At 70.7% G+C, this 16,245-nt stretch carries 18 protein-coding genes; 13 read left to right on the forward strand and 5 right to left on the reverse strand.

The annotated features are described in order from the left end of the window. Positions 1–4 precede the first annotated feature (4 nt). The gene (locus IEX89_RS22810; protein WP_188915586.1) at positions 5–805 is read right to left on the reverse strand and encodes an IclR family transcriptional regulator; all 801 of its coding nucleotides are present in this window, start codon (positions 803–805) and stop codon (positions 5–7) included. 163 nt (positions 806–968) lie between these two features. Between IEX89_RS22810 and IEX89_RS22815 the strand changes: the two genes are divergently transcribed. The 9 genes from IEX89_RS22815 (at position 969) to IEX89_RS22855 (ending at position 10,785) form a co-directional block, all read left to right on the forward strand. Beyond that, positions 969–2,225, forward strand: coding sequence for an ABC transporter substrate-binding protein (locus tag IEX89_RS22815; protein WP_188915587.1), 1,257 nt, complete (start codon positions 969–971; stop codon positions 2,223–2,225). Between the two features lie 85 nt (positions 2,226–2,310). After that, positions 2,311–3,258 (forward strand): carbohydrate ABC transporter permease, encoded by a 948-nt coding sequence (locus tag IEX89_RS22820; protein ID WP_188915588.1) that lies wholly within the window; start codon positions 2,311–2,313, stop codon positions 3,256–3,258. Further along, positions 3,258–3,617 carry an MmcQ/YjbR family DNA-binding protein gene (locus IEX89_RS22825; protein ID WP_188915589.1) on the forward strand — a complete coding sequence of 120 codons (360 nt, stop codon included), beginning with the start codon at positions 3,258–3,260 and terminating at the stop codon, positions 3,615–3,617. Before IEX89_RS22820 ends, IEX89_RS22825 begins: the two co-directional genes overlap by 1 nt. Position 3,618: 1 nt before the next feature. Next, the gene (locus tag IEX89_RS22830) at positions 3,619–4,467 is read left to right on the forward strand and encodes a carbohydrate ABC transporter permease (RefSeq protein WP_188915590.1); all 849 of its coding nucleotides are present in this window, start codon (positions 3,619–3,621) and stop codon (positions 4,465–4,467) included. After that, positions 4,464–6,524, forward strand: a complete 2,061-nt coding sequence (locus tag IEX89_RS22835; protein WP_188915591.1) for an alpha-galactosidase — start codon at positions 4,464–4,466, stop codon at positions 6,522–6,524. Before IEX89_RS22830 ends, IEX89_RS22835 begins: the two co-directional genes overlap by 4 nt. Next, complete coding sequence (locus IEX89_RS22840) at positions 6,521–7,300, forward strand: SDR family NAD(P)-dependent oxidoreductase (protein ID WP_188915592.1); 780 nt, start codon at positions 6,521–6,523, stop codon at positions 7,298–7,300. The genes IEX89_RS22835 and IEX89_RS22840 overlap by 4 nt, the downstream gene beginning before the upstream one ends. Beyond that, positions 7,297–8,226, forward strand: coding sequence for a 2-dehydro-3-deoxygalactonokinase (locus IEX89_RS22845; RefSeq protein ID WP_188915593.1), 930 nt, complete (start codon positions 7,297–7,299; stop codon positions 8,224–8,226). Before IEX89_RS22840 ends, IEX89_RS22845 begins: the two co-directional genes overlap by 4 nt. Next, positions 8,223–8,852, forward strand: a complete 630-nt coding sequence (locus IEX89_RS22850) for a 2-dehydro-3-deoxy-6-phosphogalactonate aldolase (RefSeq protein ID WP_188915594.1) — start codon at positions 8,223–8,225, stop codon at positions 8,850–8,852. The genes IEX89_RS22845 and IEX89_RS22850 overlap by 4 nt, the downstream gene beginning before the upstream one ends. Before the next feature lie 13 nt (positions 8,853–8,865). Next, a complete protein-coding gene (locus IEX89_RS22855; RefSeq protein WP_188915595.1) occupies positions 8,866–10,785 on the forward strand; it encodes a beta-galactosidase in 1,920 nt (639 codons plus the stop codon). A 22-nt stretch (positions 10,786–10,807) separates the two neighbouring features. Here the strand turns inward: IEX89_RS22855 and IEX89_RS22860 are convergent, their stop codons facing one another. The 4 genes from IEX89_RS22860 to IEX89_RS22875 form a co-directional block, all read right to left on the reverse strand. Next, positions 10,808–11,260, reverse strand: coding sequence for a cupin domain-containing protein (locus tag IEX89_RS22860; RefSeq protein ID WP_188915596.1), 453 nt, complete (start codon positions 11,258–11,260; stop codon positions 10,808–10,810). Positions 11,261–11,292: 32 nt separating this feature from the next. Then, complete coding sequence (gloB, locus tag IEX89_RS22865) at positions 11,293–12,069, reverse strand: hydroxyacylglutathione hydrolase (protein WP_188915597.1); 777 nt, start codon at positions 12,067–12,069, stop codon at positions 11,293–11,295. A gap of 126 nt (positions 12,070–12,195) precedes the next feature. Then, positions 12,196–12,933 carry a hypothetical protein gene (locus IEX89_RS22870; protein ID WP_188915598.1) on the reverse strand — a complete coding sequence of 246 codons (738 nt, stop codon included), beginning with the start codon at positions 12,931–12,933 and terminating at the stop codon, positions 12,196–12,198. Next, complete coding sequence (locus tag IEX89_RS22875) at positions 12,930–13,466, reverse strand: hypothetical protein (protein WP_188915599.1); 537 nt, start codon at positions 13,464–13,466, stop codon at positions 12,930–12,932. The genes IEX89_RS22870 and IEX89_RS22875 overlap by 4 nt, the downstream gene beginning before the upstream one ends. Positions 13,467–13,844: 378 nt before the next feature. Between IEX89_RS22875 and IEX89_RS22880 the strand changes: the two genes are divergently transcribed. From IEX89_RS22880 to IEX89_RS22895, 4 genes are all read left to right on the forward strand, one after another. Continuing rightward, positions 13,845–14,255, forward strand: a complete 411-nt coding sequence (locus IEX89_RS22880; RefSeq protein ID WP_188915600.1) for a hypothetical protein — start codon at positions 13,845–13,847, stop codon at positions 14,253–14,255. Positions 14,256–14,353: 98 nt separating this feature from the next. Then, on the forward strand, positions 14,354–14,524 hold the full coding sequence (locus IEX89_RS22885) for a hypothetical protein (protein WP_188915601.1): 171 nt from the start codon (positions 14,354–14,356) through the stop codon (positions 14,522–14,524). Positions 14,525–14,533: 9 nt separating this feature from the next. Further along, positions 14,534–15,268, forward strand: a complete 735-nt coding sequence (aztA, locus tag IEX89_RS22890; RefSeq protein WP_188915602.1) for a zinc ABC transporter ATP-binding protein AztA — start codon at positions 14,534–14,536, stop codon at positions 15,266–15,268. 3 nt (positions 15,269–15,271) lie between these two features. Next, positions 15,272–16,141, forward strand: a complete 870-nt coding sequence (locus IEX89_RS22895; protein ID WP_188915603.1) for a metal ABC transporter permease — start codon at positions 15,272–15,274, stop codon at positions 16,139–16,141. Positions 16,142–16,245: the final 104 nt, after the last annotated feature.

Here is a 16,245-nt window from a genome sequence, read left to right on the forward strand (position 1 = left end):
GGGATCAGTCTCCGTGCGTCGGGGCGCGTCGCGCGCCGGGGAAGGTGAAAGCCGCCGCCTCGCGGGCGATGGCTCCCGCGGTCTCGGAAAGGCGCGGGGCGAGCGCGGCGAGGTCGGCCAGCGAATGGCGCAGCGTCGAGGACGTCACCGACATGGCGCCGAGCGGCCGGCCGGCCTCGTCGAGGATCGGCACGGCGACGCAGATGATCGTCGGCTCGTGCTCCTCGCGATCGAAGGCGATGCCGCTCGCGCGGATCTCGCCGAGCTCCGCGCGCAGGCTCTGCGGCGAGACGTGGGTCGCGGGCGTGTGCGGGTACCAGCTCTGCTGCGCCAGCGCCTTGTCGAGGGCGGGCGCCTCGAGATGGGCGAGCATCGCCTTGCCGACGCCGGTGCAATAGGCGGGGCCGATCTTGCCGGCGTCCGAGAACATCGGGATCGGGCGACGCGCGTTGCGCTTGTCGACGTAGAGGACCTGGCCGTTGTCGAGCTTGGCGAGATGCACGGTCTCGCCGATCGCTTCCGACAGCCGGTCGAGATGGGCGCGGGCGAGCGGGGCGAGCGTCGTCTGCTGCCAGGCGGCATGGGCGAGGCGGATGAGCCGGGCGCCGAGCGCGTAGGTATGGTGCGTCTCGTCGTAGGCGAGCATGCGCTGGCTCACCAGCGTCTGCAGGAGGCGGTAGAGCGTCGCCTTGGGCAGCTCGCCGTCGGCCAGGATCTCGGCGAAGCGTACGGGACGGCCGTAGGCGGCCACCGCATCGAGCAGCGTCAAGGCCTTCCCCACCGTGCCGTCGGCGGGCTTGTCCATGCCCGTCACCTCCCCGTCTTTCCATCCCGCGGCGCAGCATTCGTCGGCTGCACTCTCCTGGTTGACAACACTAGCGAGGGCAGGCATCGTTTTCAATAATCAAAACACGGTTCCAACATTCGGAACTCATCCGATGCGGGAGCCGATCGGGAGGAGACCTGGAATGCCGTCGATCACGAAGACCCGCCTGCTCGCCTTCGCCGCCGCGACCATGCTCGCCGGCGCCGCGATGCCCGCCATCGCGCAGGACGAGCCGCTCACCGGGGAGCTGCGCATCTTCCTCGACACTTCGAACCCGGCGCCCCGCGCCGCGATGGAGGGGATGATCGCGCGCTTCCAGGAGATGCATCCCGATCTCGACATCGAGACGACGATCATCGACCGCGAGGCCTACAAGACCCAGCTGCGCAACTTCCTCTCCGCAAACGCGCCGGACGTCGCCACCTGGCACGCGGGCAACCGCATGGCGCCCTACGTCGAGGCGGGCCTGCTCGAGGACGTCTCCGACCTGTGGGACGAGGAGGTCTCCCGCGACCTCGCCTCCACCAAGGGCTCGATGACGATCGACGGCAAGCAATGGGGCGTGCCCTACACCTATTATCAGTGGGGCGTGTACTATCGCGAGGACCTGTTCGAGCAATACGGCATCGCCGAGCCGGCGACCTGGGACGAGTTCAAGGCCGCCTGCCAGACGCTGCTCGACAACGACGTGAAGTGCGTCTCCATCGGCACGAAGTTCCTCTGGACCGCCGCCGGCTGGTTCGACTACGTCAACCTGCGCACCAACGGCTACGAGTTCCACATGGACCTCACCGCCGGGCGCGTGCCGTGGACCGACGAGCGCGTGCGCCAGACCTTCGCCAATTGGCGCGAGCTCATCGACATGGGCGCCTATATCGACAATCACACCTCCTATTCCTGGCAGGAGGCGCTGCCCTTCATGGTCCAGGGCGACGCCGCCATGTACCTGATGGGCAATTTCGTGGTCGCGCCGCTGCGCGAGGCGGGGCTCACCGACGACCAGATCGGCTTCTTTCAGTTCCCGTCCATCGACGCGGACCTGCCGATGGCCGAGGAAGCGCCGACCGACACGTTCCACATCCCCGCCCAGGCGCAGAACAAGGAGGCCGCCCGCGCCTTCCTGCGCTACGTGGTCGATGCCGAGAACCAGTCGATTATCAACGCCGAGCTGGGGCAGCTGCCGGTGAACTCGCAGGCCACGATCGAGGACGACGAGTTCCTCAACGCCGGCTTCGAGATGCTGTCCTCGGCCCAAGGCCTCTCCCAGTTCTTCGACCGCGACGCCCCGGCGGAGATGGCCAAGGCCGGCATGGAGGGCTTCCAGGAGTTCATGGTGCGCCCGGACAACCTGGACGCCATCCTCGAGCGCCTCGAGCGCGTGCGCCAGCGCGTCTACTGAGCCGCGAGCGCTCTCGCGATCCCGGGCCCGCGCGGCTCGGGATCGCCGCATGATCGATCGCCCGTGAAATCCGAGGAGACCCGCCATGGTCGCCGTCGCGACCCCGCCGCGCGGGGCCAAGCGCAAGGCGAAGGCGCCCACCGCCTTCGGCGGCTATTGGCGCCGCAACCAGCTCAAGCTCGCGCCGTGGCTCTTCCTGGCGCCGGGGGCGTTCTTCTTCGCGCTCTACGTGGTCGCGCCGATCCTCCAGAGCTTCCAGATCTCGCTCTACGAATGGGACGGTCTCGGCACGCGCGAATACGTCGGCCTGCGCAATTACGAGGAGCTGTGGTGGGACGACGCCTTCTGGACGGCGCTGCGCAACAACGTCGTCTGGCTCGTCCTCTACCTGCTGGCGATCCCCGGGGGCCTGTTCATCGCGCTGTTCCTGAACCAGACGGTGCGCGGCATCCGCATCTACAAGTCGTTGTTCTTCTTCCCCTTCGTGATCAGCCAGGTCGTGGTCGGCCTCGTCTTCGCCTGGTTCTACGATCCGACCTTCGGGCTGTTCAACGAGATCCTCGGCGTGTTCGGGCTCGGCCCCGTGGCCGTGCTCGGCGACCCGGACTACGTCACCTACGGCATCATCGCAGCCGGCCTGTGGCCGCAAACGGCCTATTGCATGATCCTCTACCTCACCGGGTTGAACGCGGTCGATCCCGAGCAGATCGAGGCCGGGCGCCTCGACGGCGCCAAGGGCTGGCGGATGCTCTGGTACGTCGTGCTCCCGCAATTGCGGCCCGCGACCTTCATCGCCTTCGTCGTGACGATCATCGGCGCGCTGCGCTCCTTCGACCTCGTCTCGGTGATGACGGCGGGCGGCCCCTTCGGCGAGAGCCGGGTGCTCGCCTACTACATGTTCGAGGTGGCGCTGTCGGAATACGGCTTCCGCATGGGCTACGGCGCGGCGATCGCGGTGGTGCTGTTCGCCATCATGATGATCTACATCGCCTTCTTCCTCACGAAGATGTACCGCGACGAGAAGGGGGTGTGATGAGCGCCTCCTTCCGCCAGCGCGTCGCCGCGATCTGCGAGCGCCTTCCCGGGGTCGAGACCACCCGCGTATGGGGCGACAGCCACGAGGTGTGGACCGTCGGCGGGCGGATCTTCGCGGGCATCGGCACCATGACGCGCGGCGTCGCGGTGAAGTGCGCGGACGTCGAGACCGCGCAGATGCTCGTCGAGGCGGGCGTCGGGACGCCGGCCCGCTACTTCCACCGCTCCTGGCTGCTCCTGCCGGAGGATGCGCCGGAGGACGAGATCACCCATCGCATCGGCCTCTCCTACGATCTCATCCGCGCGAAGCTGCCCAAGGCGGCGCGCGCCGCCCTGCCCGTGCGGGAGGACGCCTGACATGTTCCCGACGCCCGTCGAGAAGTCGTCCGCCGCCTGGCGCGCCTCCTATCAGGCGCTGCTCCCGATCGCGCTCGTCGTCTGGCTCCTGCCGCTGATCGCGGTCGCGGTGTTCTCGATCCGGCCGGACGCGGACTTCGCCAACGCGAACTATTGGGGCTGGCCGTCGGCGTTCAACCTCCTGGAGAATTACGGCGCGGTGTTCTTCCAGTCCGACATGCCGCGCTACCTGCTCAACTCGGTGCTGATCACCGTGCCGACCGTGATCGGCGCGGTGGGGCTCGCCTGCATGACGGGCTTCGCGCTCGGCGTGTACAAGTTCCGGGCGAACCTCCTCGTCTTCTTCGTCTTCGTCGCCGGCAACTTCGTGCCGTTCCAGATCCTGATGGTGCCGGTGCGCGAGCTCACCCTCGATCTCGGCCTCTACGACACGAAGACGGGCCTCGTGCTCTTCCACGTGGCCTTCCAGGCGGGCTTCTGCACGCTGTTCATGCGCAACTTCATCCGGGCGCTGCCGCGCGAATTGATCGAGGCGGCGCGCGTGGAGGGCGTCTCCGAGATCCGGATCTTCTGGTACGTGGTGCTGCCGCTCATGCGCCCGGCCATCGCGGCGCTCTCGGTCCTGATCTTCACCTTCGTCTGGAACGATTATTTCTGGGCGATCGTGCTGACCCAGGGCGTCGATTCGCAGCCGGTGACGGCGGGCATCACCGCCTTCAACTCGCAATATCGCGCGGCCTATCACCTGATGAGCGCGGGCTCCATCGTCGCCGCGCTGCCGCCGGTCCTGATGTTCTTCCTCATGCAGCGCCACTTCATCGCCGGCCTGACGCTCGGGGCGGTCAAATGAGGCATGCTTGGCGCCTCGACACGCCGGCGCAGACGCTCGTGCTCGCGAGCCGCGAGGGCGGCCTGCCGGAGGTCGTCCATTGGGGCGCGCCTCTCCCGCAGGACGAGGATCTCGAGGCGCTGGCGCAGGCTCTCCTGCCCCGCGAGGTCACCGGCGGCATGGCGGATGCGCGCCCGCCGCTGACGATCTGCCCGCTCGCGCAAGACGGGCACGGCGGCGCGCTCGGCGCCGATCTCGGCGACGCGCACCCGCGCCTCGCGCTGGAGCACGCCGATTACGAGCCCGGCCGCAGCCTGCGCGCCGTCTTCGCCGGCGACGGCCATCGCTACACGCTCGCCATCGAGGCCGATGCCGAGACGGACGTCCTCGTGCTCTCGGCGATTCTGGACGCGCCCGGCCCCGTCCGCCACCTCGCCGCGCCAGCGCTCCCCGGCCCGCCGCTCGGGACGGCGGTGACGACCTTCGCCGGGCGCTGGACGTCCGAGTTCCAGCGCCGGGACGTGCCCTGGTCCGCGGGGCCGCACGTGCGCGAGATCCGCGAGGGCCGCACGTCGCACCAGGCCTATCCCGGCCTCCTCATGCCTTCCGGGGAGCTGCGCCACGAGACGGGCGAGGTCTTCGCCCTCGCGCTCGGGCAGTCCACCGGCCATCGGCTCGTGATCGAGGAGCTGCCCGACGGGCGCCGGCACGTCATGCTCGGGCCGGTCCTGCACCCCGCCGGCGCGACGCGCGTCACCGCCGGCCCGCTCTACGTCACGCGCTCGGACGCCGGCACCAACGGCGTGATCGACGCCTTCCACCGGCACCTGCGCGCGCGCCTCGTGCGCTTTCCCGATCCGGCGCGCCCGCGGCCGGTGCACTACAATTCATGGGAGGCCGTCTACTTCCGCCACGACATGGCGGAGCTGAAGGAGATCGCCACCCGCGCCGCAGCGCTGGGCGCCGAACGCTTCGTCCTCGACGACGGCTGGTTCAAGGGCCGGAGCGACGACACGACGAGCCTCGGCGACTGGATCGTCGACGCCGACAAGTACCCGGATGGCCTCCACCCGCTCCTGGCGCACGTGCGCGCGCTCGGCATGCGCTTCGGTCTGTGGGTCGAGCCGGAGATGGCGAGCCCCGTCTCCGATCTCGCCCGCGCCCATCCGGACTGGATCCTCGGTCCCGGCGACCAGCCGCTGGCGCGAAACCAGCTCGTCCTCGATCTCTCCCGCGCGCAGGTGCGCGAGCACCTCTTCGCGCGCCTCGATGCGCTCCTGCGCGAATACGAGATCGACTACCTGAAATGGGACCACAACCGCGCCCTGCCCGGCCCGGACCATCGGCAGGCCGACGGCTTCGCCACGCTGGTCTCGCGGCTGCGCGAGGCCCATCCGATGGTCGAGATCGAGAGCTGCGCATCCGGCGGCGGGCGGCTCGATTGGGGGGCGCTCGCGCTCACGCAGCGCGTTTGGCTGTCGGATTCGAACGATGCGCTCGAGCGGCTGCGCATCCAGCACGAGGCGCTGCCCTTCCTGATCCCGGACGTGACCGGCAGCCATGTCGGGCCGCGCACCTGCCACACGTCGGGGCGCATCCTGCCCATGCGGCTGCGGGCGTGGACGGCGGCGCAGCGCCATTTCGGCTTCGAGATGGACCCGCGCGAGCTCACCCCCGAGGAGGCGGAGGTGCTCGCCTCCGTGTGCCATTGGTGGAAGGAGCGCCGCGACTGGCTGATGCCGGCGCGGCGCCTTCGCCTCGACACGCACGATCCGGCCCGCCTCGCCGAGATCGCCATAGCGCCGGACGGCGACCGGTTCGCGCTGTGGCTTGCGCAGGTGGCGACGCCGGGGCGCATCCTCCCGATCCGCCTGCGCATCCCCGGCCTCGAACGCGAGGCGCGCTATCGCGTATCCCTCGCTGATCCCGGCTGCGTCTCGCCGCTGTCGCGCGGCGGGCATCCGCTCCTGGCGGGGGCGGTGACGCTGTCGGGCGCGGCTCTCGCCGGCGCCGGCCTCGCGCCGCCGCTGCAGGAGCCCCAGAGCGTCCTCGTCCTCGAAGGAGAGCGTCTTCCATGAGCGCCGAAGAGACCATGCCCACCTATCCCGATCTCGCGGGCGCCTGCGTCTTCGTCACCGGCGGCGGCTCGGGTATCGGCGCGGCGCTGACCGAAGGCTTCCTGCGCCAGGGCGCGAAGGTCGCCTTCGTCCAGCGCTCGGACGCCGCCGCCTTCTGCGACCGCATGGCGGAGGAGACGGGCAATCGCCCGCTCTTCATTCGCTGCGACATCACCGACATTCCCGCGCTGGAGCGCGCCATCGCGGACGCCTCCGCCGCGCACGGGCCGGTGCGCGTGCTCGTCTCCAACGCCGCCAACGACCTGCGCCAATCCATCGCCGAGACGACGCCCGAAGCGTGGGACGCCTCGATGGCGATCAACCTCAAGCCCTACTTCTTCGCCGCGCGGGCGGTCGCGCCCGGGATGCGCGCGGCCGGCGGAGGCGTCATCGTCAACATGTCGTCGGTCAGCTACATGATGGGGAACGCGGGCTATCCCGCCTACGTCACGGCCAATGCCGGCATCACCGGCATGACCCGCGCGCTCGCCCGCGAGCTGGGGCCCGATCGCATCCGCGCGAACGCGCTGATGCCGGGCTGGGTACTCACCGAGAAGCAGATCTCGCACTGGGCGACGCCGGAGGATCTCGCCGCCCATCTCGACAAGCAGTGCCTGAAGGAGCATCTGGCGCCGGCGGACATCGTGGGCGGCTGCCTGTTCCTGGCCTCGAACGCGAGCCGCATGATGACGGGCCAGGCGCTCGTCATCGACGGCGGAGTGGTGGTGACCGGATGACGAAGACGACGGAGCGGGTCGAGGCGCAGTGGATCGGCCTCGACTGGGGCACGACGAACCTGCGGGCCTATCTGATGGCGGGGGAGACCTGCCTCGCCGAGGCACGCGCCCGCAAGGGCATGAACACGCTCGCGACCCGCGACGATTTCGAGCGCGCGCTGTTCGACACGGTGGGCGGCTGGCTGCCGCAGGACCCGCAGGTGCCGGTGCGCGTCATCGCCTGCGGCATGGTCGGTGCCCGCCAGGGCTGGCGCGAGGCGCCCTATCTGCGCGCGCCGACGACGCCGATCGGCGAGCCGCGCACCGTTCCGACCTCGCGGCCGGGCATCGTCGTCGAGATCCTGCCGGGCATCAGCCAGGACGAGCCGGCCGAGGTGATGCGGGGCGAGGAGACGCAGATCGCGGGCATCCTCGCCGCAGAGCCCGATTTCGAGGGCGTCGTCTGCCTCCCGGGCACGCACACCAAGTGGGTGCGGGTTGCCGAGGGCGGCATCGTGGGCTTCCGCACGGCCATGACCGGCGAGATCTTCGGGCTCCTGTCCGAGCGCTCGGTGCTGCGCCATTCCATGGACGAGGAGTGGGACGAGGGCATCTTCGCCGCCGCGGTGGCGGAGGCCGCCGCGGATCCGGCGCAGGCGCCCCTCGCCTTCTTCCGCATCCGCGCGCAGAACCTCCTCCACGACACGATTCCCGGAGAGAGCCGCGCGCGGCTCTCGGGCCTCCTCATCGGCGCGGAGCTCGCGGCGCTCGGCGCCTTCCGCGACGCCGCCGCCGTGCGCGTCGTGGGCAACGCGACGCTCGCCGGACATTACGCGAAGGCGCTCGGCGCGCTGGGCCAGGGCGCGATCCTGCACGACGGCGCGGCGGCGACGCGCGCCGGCCTCGCTGCCGCCTACCGCGCGCTCGCGCCGGGGCGCGCGACATGACGCGCCCGCTCATCGCCATCCTGCGCGGCATCACGCCGAGCGAGGCCGTGCCCGTCGCCGAGGCGCTGATCCGGGCCGGGATCGAGACGATCGAGGTGCCGCTCAACTCCCCCGATCCGCTCGCCTCCATCGCGGCGATGGTCGAGGCGCTCGGCAGGCGCGGCCGCTTCGGCGCCGGCACGGTGACGACGCCCGAGGAGGTGCACGCCGTCGCTCGGACCGGCGCGACCTTCGTCGTCTCGCCCAACACCGACGAGGCCGTGATCCGCGAGACGAAGCGGCTCGGCCTTCGCTCCTATCCCGGCGCCTTCACGCCGTCGGACTGCTTCGGCGCGCTCAAGGCCGGCGCCGACGCGCTCAAGATCTTCCCCGCCTCCATGATGGGCCCCTCCGGCCTGAAGGCGATCCGCGCCGTTCTCCCCGCCGGCACGCGCGTCTATGCCGTGGGCGGAGCGGACGCCGACACGTTCCCCGCCTGGCTCGCCGCCGGAGCCGACGGCTTCGGCCTCGGCTCGGCGCTCTACAAGCCCGGGATGGCAGCGGAGGAGGTGGCGCGGCGGGCGGAGGCGATCGTGAGGGCATATGACGGCGCCGCCGCGGGCGATAATCGGCGCGACGGCCGCTGAAAGGGACCGAACGATGCCCACCCCCAAGCTCGGCGTCTGCTACTACCCGGAGCACTGGCCGGAAGCCCGCTGGGCGCTCGATGCGCGGATGATGCGCGCGGCGGGGCTCTCGCTCGTGCGGATCGGCGAGTTCGCCTGGAGCCGGCTCGAGCCGCGCCCCGGCGAATTCGACTTCGGCTGGCTCGACCGGGCGATCGCGACGCTGGGCGAGGCCGGCCTCGGAATCGTGCTCGGCACGCCCACCGCGACGCCGCCGCGCTGGATGCTCGAGCGCCACCCGGACATGCTCGCGGTCGATGCCGAGGGGCGGCCGCGCAAGTTCGGCTCGCGCCGGCACTATTGCTTCGCCCACGAGGGCTACCGCGCCGAGGCGGCGCGCATCGCCGGTCTGCTCGGCGAGCGCTACGGCCGAAATCCGCACGTCGTCGCCTGGCAGATCGACAACGAATACGGCTGCCACGACACGGTGGTCAGCTATTCGGACGCCGCCGCGCGCGGCTTCCGTCGCTGGCTGGCGGCGCGCTACGGCGACGTTTCGCGGCTCGACGAGGCCTGGGGCAACGTTTTCTGGTCGATGGAATACACGGCCTTCGAGGAGATCGACCCGCCGAACCTCACCGTCACCGAGGCGAACCCGGCCCACACGCTCGACTACCGCCGCTTCCTCTCGGACGCGGTCGTCGCCTTCAACGCGGCGCAGGTCGCGGCGCTTCGCCCGCATACGGACGCGCCGCTCTCGCACAATTACATGGGCCGCATCCTCTCCTTCGATCATTTCGCGGTCGGGCGCGATCTCGAGATCGCGACGTGGGACAGCTATCCCCTCGGCTTCCTGGAGGATCGCTCCGACCAGGGCGAGGATTGGCGCCGCCGCTTCGCGCGCCAGGGCGACCCGGATTTCCAGGCCTTCCACCACGACCTCTACCGCGCCGTGGGCAAGGGCCGCTGGTGGGTGATGGAGCAGCAGCCCGGCCCGGTGAACTGGGCCCCGCACAATCCCGCGCCGCTGCCGGGCATGGTCGCGCTCTGGACCTGGGAGGCGATCGCTCACGGCGCGGAGGCCGTGTGCTATTTCCGCTGGCGGCAGGTGCCGTTCGCGCAGGAGCAGATGCATGCGGGCCTGCTGCGCCCGGACGCCGCCCCCGCACCGGGCCTCGCCGAGGCGAGAGCGGTGGCAGACGCGCTCGACGATCTGCCGGAGACCGGCACGGCCCCCGTCGGGCTCGTCGTCGACTATCAGGCGTCCTGGGTGTGGGAGACGGAGCGGCAGGGCGCGGAATGCGACTATTTCCGCCTCGTCTTCGACGTCTACCGGGCGCTGCGCTGCGCCGGGCTCTCCGTCGACATCCTGCCGCCGACGACGCGCGACCTCTCGGCCCATGCGCTCGTGCTGGCGCCCGGCCTCGCGATCTGGCCGGAGCCGCTGCGCGAGGCCCTCGCGGCCCATGACGGCATCGCTATCGCCGGGCCGCGCACCGGGGCGAAGACCGACGCGTTCCGCATCCCCGAGGCGCTTCCCCCGCAGATGCCGGGCGTCGACGCGCGGGTGACGCGCATCGAGACGCTGCGCGACGACTGCCCCGTGGCGCTCGCGGAGGGCGGCGCATTCCGGTTCTGGCGGGAATTCGTGGAGGGCGACGCGCCCGTGCTCGAGGCGTGCGCCGACGGCGAGCCCGCCCTCGTCGGCACGCGGGAGCGCGCCTATCTCGCCGGCTGGCCGGACGACATCGCCTTGGACCGCATCGTGCGCCGCGCCGCCGGCGCGGCGGGGCTCGCGACCCTCGCCTTGCCGGACGGGCTTCGCGTGCGCGACCGCGGCTCGGTGCGCTTCGTCATGAATTACAGCGCCGAGCCCGTCTCCCTCGACGGCGTCGTGCCCGGCGCCACCGGCACGCTCCCGCCGGCGGGAACCCTGCGCCTGCCGCGGGCGTGAGCGCGCTCACCCGCGCGAAACCTCACCCGCGCGGCGTCGGTCGCCAGCCGGGCGGGGCCATCTCGAAGCCGGCGAAGTCGAAGCCCGGCGCCACGGTGCAGCCCACCAGCGTCCAGGCGCCGAGCGAGGTCGCCGTCTGCCACCAGCCGGCGGGCACCACGATCTGCGGCACCTGCCCGCGGGCGATGTCGATGCCGAGATGCCGGGCTTCCGCGTCATGGCCGTTGGGCGAGAGCGTCAGGACGAGGGGCGCGCCGGCATGGAAGTGCCAGACCTCCGCCGCGTCCACCCGGTGCCATTCGGAGACGTCGCCGAGCCCGAGCAGGTAGTAGATGGCGGTGGAGACCGCCCGCCCGGACGCGTCCGTCCGCGGGTCACGGAACGTCTCCTTGTAGAACCCGCCCTCGGGGTGCGGGGACAGGCCGAGACGCGCGACGACCTCGTCGGCGGTGAGCCCGTCGATGGCGTGCGGCATCGCGCCCTCCCCTCGCCTTTCCTCGAGCCGGCTCAGAAGTTGTTCTTCCACTCGCGCAGCGCGCGGAAGACCTCGCTCGCCGGCCGGCCCTCCATCTTCACCGAGCGTGCGAGCGCCGGCTCGCCCGCACGCATGAAGGGGTTCGTGGCCTTCTCCTCGCCCACCGTCGTGGAGCCGAACAGCGTGCCGGCAGCCGCCATCTCCTCCGCCTTCGCGGCCCGCGCCTTCAATTCCGCATTGTCCGGATCGGCGGCGAGCGCGAAGCGCGCATTGGCGCGGGTGTAGTCGTGCCCGCAATGGGCGATCGTCTCGTCCGGCAGCGCCGCGATGCGCGAGAGCGCCCGCCAGAGATCGTCGTAGCCCCCGCCGAAGACGCGCCCACAGCCCATCGGGAAGAGCACGTCCCCGGGGAAGAGCAGCCCCGCTCCCGCGAAATGGAAGGTGACGTGGTCCTCGCAATGGCCGGGCGTCTCCCACACCTGCGCCACCAGATCGCCGACCCTCACCGTGTCGCCCTCGGCCACGCTCTGCGCGGTGCCCTCGATCGCCGGCCCCTTGGCCGGCGCGACGACCCGCGCACCGGTGGCCGCGACGACCTCGGGGATGCCCTGCACGTGGTCGGCGTGCTTGTGCGTGACGAGGATGTCGGTGAGCGTCCACCCGGTGTCGGAGAGCGCCTTCATCACGGCCGCCGCCTCCGGCACGTCGATGGCGGCGCAGGCGCCCGTCGCGGGATCGCGCACCAGGACGCCGATATTGTCGGACAGGCAGCGGAAGACGTGCGTCTCGACGGGGCTGTGGGAAGCCATTCGCATTCTCCTCGTCTCGTTCGTTCGCGTGCGGGGAGCGGTAGCACGCGCGAGCGCGCGACGATACCCGGGCGGACGCACGCGCCGATGCGCGGCGGCCGTCGGTGTGCAGCGTCCGGCAGGTCGTCAGGCGGCAGCTTGCGAGAAGGCCTCGTCCGCCTGATCGATTTCGATCACGCGTCCCGCCTGCGCCAGCAGCGCGTTCGCAGGGCCCATCTCGGCCCGGCTGCGGACGACGGCGATCAGGCTCGGCGGATCGGGCAACGCCGCGAGATCGTGGAAAGCCGTGCTCGCCTTGAAGACGGCGACGGGATAGTTCGGCACCGCGTGAAAGACCGCGACGCGGCCGTTCGGCCGCGCGATGGCGGTGAGGTCCCATTCCGTGGCGGACGCGCCGGCGAGCCGACCGCGAAACTCGACCGCCGCGGGGAAGACGCGCTCCAGGCGCTCCTGCAGCATTTCCTCGATCGCGATCTCGGCGGCCTGAGAGGCGTTCGCGACGATCCGGTCCGCGATCGCCTTGGAGGCGGCACTCACGTCGAAGATCGCGCGCTCGACGTGCTCCACCGGCACGTCGACGAACACTTCGCGGCGCCCGGCCTCGACGTCGTGCTCTTCCGCGATCGTACGAGCCGTGTTGGCGAAGGACCGCATCGCCCCGAAGCTCTCGATCTCGCGATACGCGAAGCCGGAATCGCTCACCCGGATGCCGCCCGCGGCATAGCCGAGCCGCACGGTCACGAAGGCTCCGCTCGGATAGACCATCGGCAGGCTGATGAAGCTCGCGTCGCCGTAATTCTTCACGGTTACGAGACCGGGCGCGATCTCGGCGCTGAGCGTGGAGAGGTTGGGGAGATCGGTCATGGCGTCGGGCCTTGCGAGAAGAGATCATACTCCCATGGCGGTGGGGCGACAACGTCGATGTTCTCGATTCGAAGACGTGAACCGACGAACGTCCGTACGTCCGCGAAGCTCCCCAAGAACACGTCGACGTCACGTGCGGTGGAGAGACCGCCCGACCGCATCCGTCGCTCGGTTTCGGACCAGTTCAGCTCGAAGGCATGAAGGTGCGTTCCGTGTATCCGCCTCCCGGACCAAGCCGACCTAGGCCGCCGCGGATTCGAATGGCCTCCGTCGAGCGGCCGCCAGTCGAGCCGTTCGAGCGGGAGCGCTTGGCGCCCAGGCGCTCTGGCAAGCCTCAGCTCGAAGGTCACGTGCTCGTTCGGCCTGCGTGCGTAGCAGCCGCCGTGCAGCACGAGACCGGTGTCGGCCACGCCTTCGATCTCTAGTGCGGCGTCGAACCAGCTGTAGTCGGTGCCGCGCTCGGGTATGCCCCAGTTCTGAAAGGCGCGGAGACGCTTCTGCGCGTGGAAGATCGCATCGATCGTGACGGTCATGCGTCTCGTCCAGCACGTCAGGGCGGTGGTTGCCGGGGAAGCGTATAGCGCAATCCGGCCCCACCACCGTTCTCCTCGATGAAGATCACGCCCCCTCTCGCGAATGCGTCCCTGATCTTCTCGACGGTCCCCTTATGCGCGGCCAGCGGCCCCGGAATGGTCTCCAGGCGCCGGATCGTTGCGTGCGACACGCCGGCCTCCCGACTCAGATCCTTTTGCTCCCAACGAAGGAGGGCGCGTGCCGCCCGGACCTGCTCGCTCGTTATTGACCGTTCCGGCACGCGAGGCTCGCACAAAATTAGCCCTGAAGGCTTGATTTGATCTACAAGCTTCACTATACATCGCTGCAGGCCCACAACGCAACGAGAGTCCCACCCCATGACGGACGACGCATCCGCGTGTCCGCTCGCGCGCCTGTGCGCCGAGACGGAGCGGCTCCTCGCGCGCCGAGCGGAGGCGGCGCGGGAGCTGGAGGAGGCGCGCGACACCGACGTGCGCGATCACGCCGTGCGCGTGATCCGGGAGGTCGATCGCAGCCTCACCCACATCGCAGCGCGGGCGAGCGACCTTCGGCCGGAGAGCCGCCGCGGAGCGCTCTTCACGCTCGCTCTCGCCGCGGCGGACGTCGAGGAGCTTCCCGACGCCGACGAGACGGAGCCCGCCGCTCGGCTCCGTCGCCGACTGCACGCGCTGCGCGGCTTCCTCGAAGCCGGCGATCCCCTCCCGGGCCCCGTGATGAGCCGGTGGATGCGCGTCGACGCCGACCCGCTCTCGTGGCTCGCCGAGTAGCGGGTGGAACGAAGTCTCCCCACCCACCGAACCCCTTGTGCAGGACGCCGTCCTCCCCACTTCACAGGCCTCGGGAAACGTTATAGTAGAACATCGCCATGAGCCGAGCGCACCACCACCACCACGAGACCGGTCCCGCGCGCCGCGCCGAGGCGGCGGCGCCGACGCTGTCGCTGCTGCGGCTCTCCGCGGGCCAGCGGCTCGCGGGGGTGGGCGTCGCGATCGTGCTCCTGTGGGCGGCGATCCTCTCCGTCATCGGCTGGATCTGAGGGCGCGGCATGACGGCGATCCGCTTCGAGAACGTGACGCTCGGCTACGGCCGGCACCCGGCGGTGCATCACCTCGCGGGGGAGATCGCGCAGGGCAGCCTGACCGCCATCGTCGGGCCCAACGGCGCGGGCAAGTCGACGCTGCTCAAGGGCGTCGTCGGCGCGCTCAAGCCCCTGCAGGGGCGCATCACGCTCTCCACCGGCGCGCGCACGCGCATCGCCTACCTGCCGCAGGCCTCCGAGCTCGACCGCGCCTTTCCCGTCAGCGTCTACGACCTCGTTGCCATGGGCCTGTGGGGATCGCGCGGGCTCTTCGGCGGCATCGGCCGCAGCGATCGCCCGCGCATCGAGGCGGCGATCGCGGCGGTGGGCCTCGGCGGCTTCGAGCGCCGCGCCATCGGCACCCTGTCGGGCGGGCAGATGCAGCGGGCGCTGTTCGCGCGCCTTCTCCTGCAGGACGCACCGCTGATCCTGCTCGACGAGCCCTTCACCGCCATCGACGCCAAGACGACGGCCGACCTGCTTCTTCTCGTGCGTCGCTGGCACGAGGAGGCGCGCACCGTCGTCACCGTGCTCCACGACATCGAGATGGTGCGCGGCGCCTTCCCGCGGACCATGCTGATCGCCCGCGAGCTCGTCGCCCACGGCGAGACGGGCACGGTGCTCGGCCCCGAGAACCTGCTTCGCGCACGCCGCATGGTCGAGGCGGCCAACGACGTCGCGCCCGTCTGCGAGCGGGCCTGAGCCATGCTCTACGATGCGCTTCTCGCCCCCTTCGTCGAGTTCGAGTTCATGCGCCGCGCCCTCGTCGGCTCGCTGGCGCTGGCGCTCGCGGCGGGGCCCATCGGCGTCTTCCTGATGCTGCGGCGCATGTCGCTCACGGGCGACGCCATGGCGCACGCGATCCTGCCGGGCGCGGCGATCGGCTTCCTCGTCTCGGGCCTGTGGCTGCCGGCGCTGACGCTCGGCGGCTTCCTCGCCGGGGTGGCCGTGGCGCTCGCGTCGGGCCTCGTCACGCGGGTGACGAAGCTCGGCGAGGACGCCTCGCTCGCGGCGTTCTACCTCGTCTCGCTGGCGCTCGGCGTCACCATCGTCTCCATGCGGGGCTCGAACGTCGACCTGATGCACGTCCTGTTCGGGACCGTGCTCGCGCTCGACGACGGGGCGCTGCTGCTCATCGGCGCCATCGCCACGGTGACGCTCGGCGCGCTGGCGCTGATCTACCGCCCGCTCGTGATGGAATGCGTCGACCCGGTCTTCCTCGGCTCGGTGAGCCGGGCGGGCGGGGTCGTCCACCTCACCTTCCTCGTCCTCGTCGTCGCCAACCTCGTGGGCGGCTTCCAGGCGCTGGGCACGCTGCTCGCGGTCGGCCTGATGATGCTGCCGGCGGCCACCGCGCGGTTCTGGGCCTCCGACGTCACCGGCATGATCGCCGTGGCGACGGGGGCCGGCATGGTGTCGGGCGCGGCGGGGCTCCTGCTCTCGTATCATTGGGAATTGCCCGCCGGCCCCGCGATCATCCTCGTGGCCGGCGGCATCTATCTCGTCTCCCTCGTCGTCGGAAAGGAAGGCGGGCTTTTGCGCCTCGCCTTCCCGGGACGACATTTGGAGGCATAGGGCCGAGGCCGTGTGGAAACGCCCTCGAATATGCTAAGCTTCAGCTCTCTACACGGGGAGCTTCGGGATGGGGCGTTTCGTCGAGGGCCAGGATCGCCGGCAGG

Source organism: Salinarimonas ramus, from assembly GCF_014645695.1.
GTDB classification, from domain to species: Bacteria; Pseudomonadota; Alphaproteobacteria; order Rhizobiales; family Beijerinckiaceae; genus Salinarimonas; species Salinarimonas ramus.

Bases quoted from the DNA above. Each gene is read 5' to 3' on its own strand.
- IEX89_RS22810 (WP_188915586.1), bottom strand. From the start codon at position 805: ATGGACAAGCCCGCCGACGGCACGGTGGGGAAGGCCTTGACGCTGCTC.
- IEX89_RS22815 (WP_188915587.1), top strand. From the start codon at position 969: ATGCCGTCGATCACGAAGACCCGCCTGCTCGCCTTCGCCGCCGCGACC.
- IEX89_RS22820 (WP_188915588.1), top strand. From the start codon at position 2,311: ATGGTCGCCGTCGCGACCCCGCCGCGCGGGGCCAAGCGCAAGGCGAAG.
- IEX89_RS22825 (WP_188915589.1), top strand. From the start codon at position 3,258: ATGAGCGCCTCCTTCCGCCAGCGCGTCGCCGCGATCTGCGAGCGCCTT.
- IEX89_RS22830 (WP_188915590.1), top strand. From the start codon at position 3,619: ATGTTCCCGACGCCCGTCGAGAAGTCGTCCGCCGCCTGGCGCGCCTCC.
- IEX89_RS22835 (WP_188915591.1), top strand. From the start codon at position 4,464: ATGAGGCATGCTTGGCGCCTCGACACGCCGGCGCAGACGCTCGTGCTC.
- IEX89_RS22840 (WP_188915592.1), top strand. From the start codon at position 6,521: ATGAGCGCCGAAGAGACCATGCCCACCTATCCCGATCTCGCGGGCGCC.
- IEX89_RS22845 (WP_188915593.1), top strand. From the start codon at position 7,297: ATGACGAAGACGACGGAGCGGGTCGAGGCGCAGTGGATCGGCCTCGAC.
- IEX89_RS22850 (WP_188915594.1), top strand. From the start codon at position 8,223: ATGACGCGCCCGCTCATCGCCATCCTGCGCGGCATCACGCCGAGCGAG.
- IEX89_RS22855 (WP_188915595.1), top strand. From the start codon at position 8,866: ATGCCCACCCCCAAGCTCGGCGTCTGCTACTACCCGGAGCACTGGCCG.
- IEX89_RS22860 (WP_188915596.1), bottom strand. From the start codon at position 11,260: ATGCCGCACGCCATCGACGGGCTCACCGCCGACGAGGTCGTCGCGCGT.
- gloB (WP_188915597.1), bottom strand. From the start codon at position 12,069: ATGGCTTCCCACAGCCCCGTCGAGACGCACGTCTTCCGCTGCCTGTCC.
- IEX89_RS22870 (WP_188915598.1), bottom strand. From the start codon at position 12,933: ATGACCGATCTCCCCAACCTCTCCACGCTCAGCGCCGAGATCGCGCCC.
- IEX89_RS22875 (WP_188915599.1), bottom strand. From the start codon at position 13,466: ATGACCGTCACGATCGATGCGATCTTCCACGCGCAGAAGCGTCTCCGC.
- IEX89_RS22880 (WP_188915600.1), top strand. From the start codon at position 13,845: ATGACGGACGACGCATCCGCGTGTCCGCTCGCGCGCCTGTGCGCCGAG.
- IEX89_RS22885 (WP_188915601.1), top strand. From the start codon at position 14,354: ATGAGCCGAGCGCACCACCACCACCACGAGACCGGTCCCGCGCGCCGC.
- aztA (WP_188915602.1), top strand. From the start codon at position 14,534: ATGACGGCGATCCGCTTCGAGAACGTGACGCTCGGCTACGGCCGGCAC.
- IEX89_RS22895 (WP_188915603.1), top strand. From the start codon at position 15,272: ATGCTCTACGATGCGCTTCTCGCCCCCTTCGTCGAGTTCGAGTTCATG.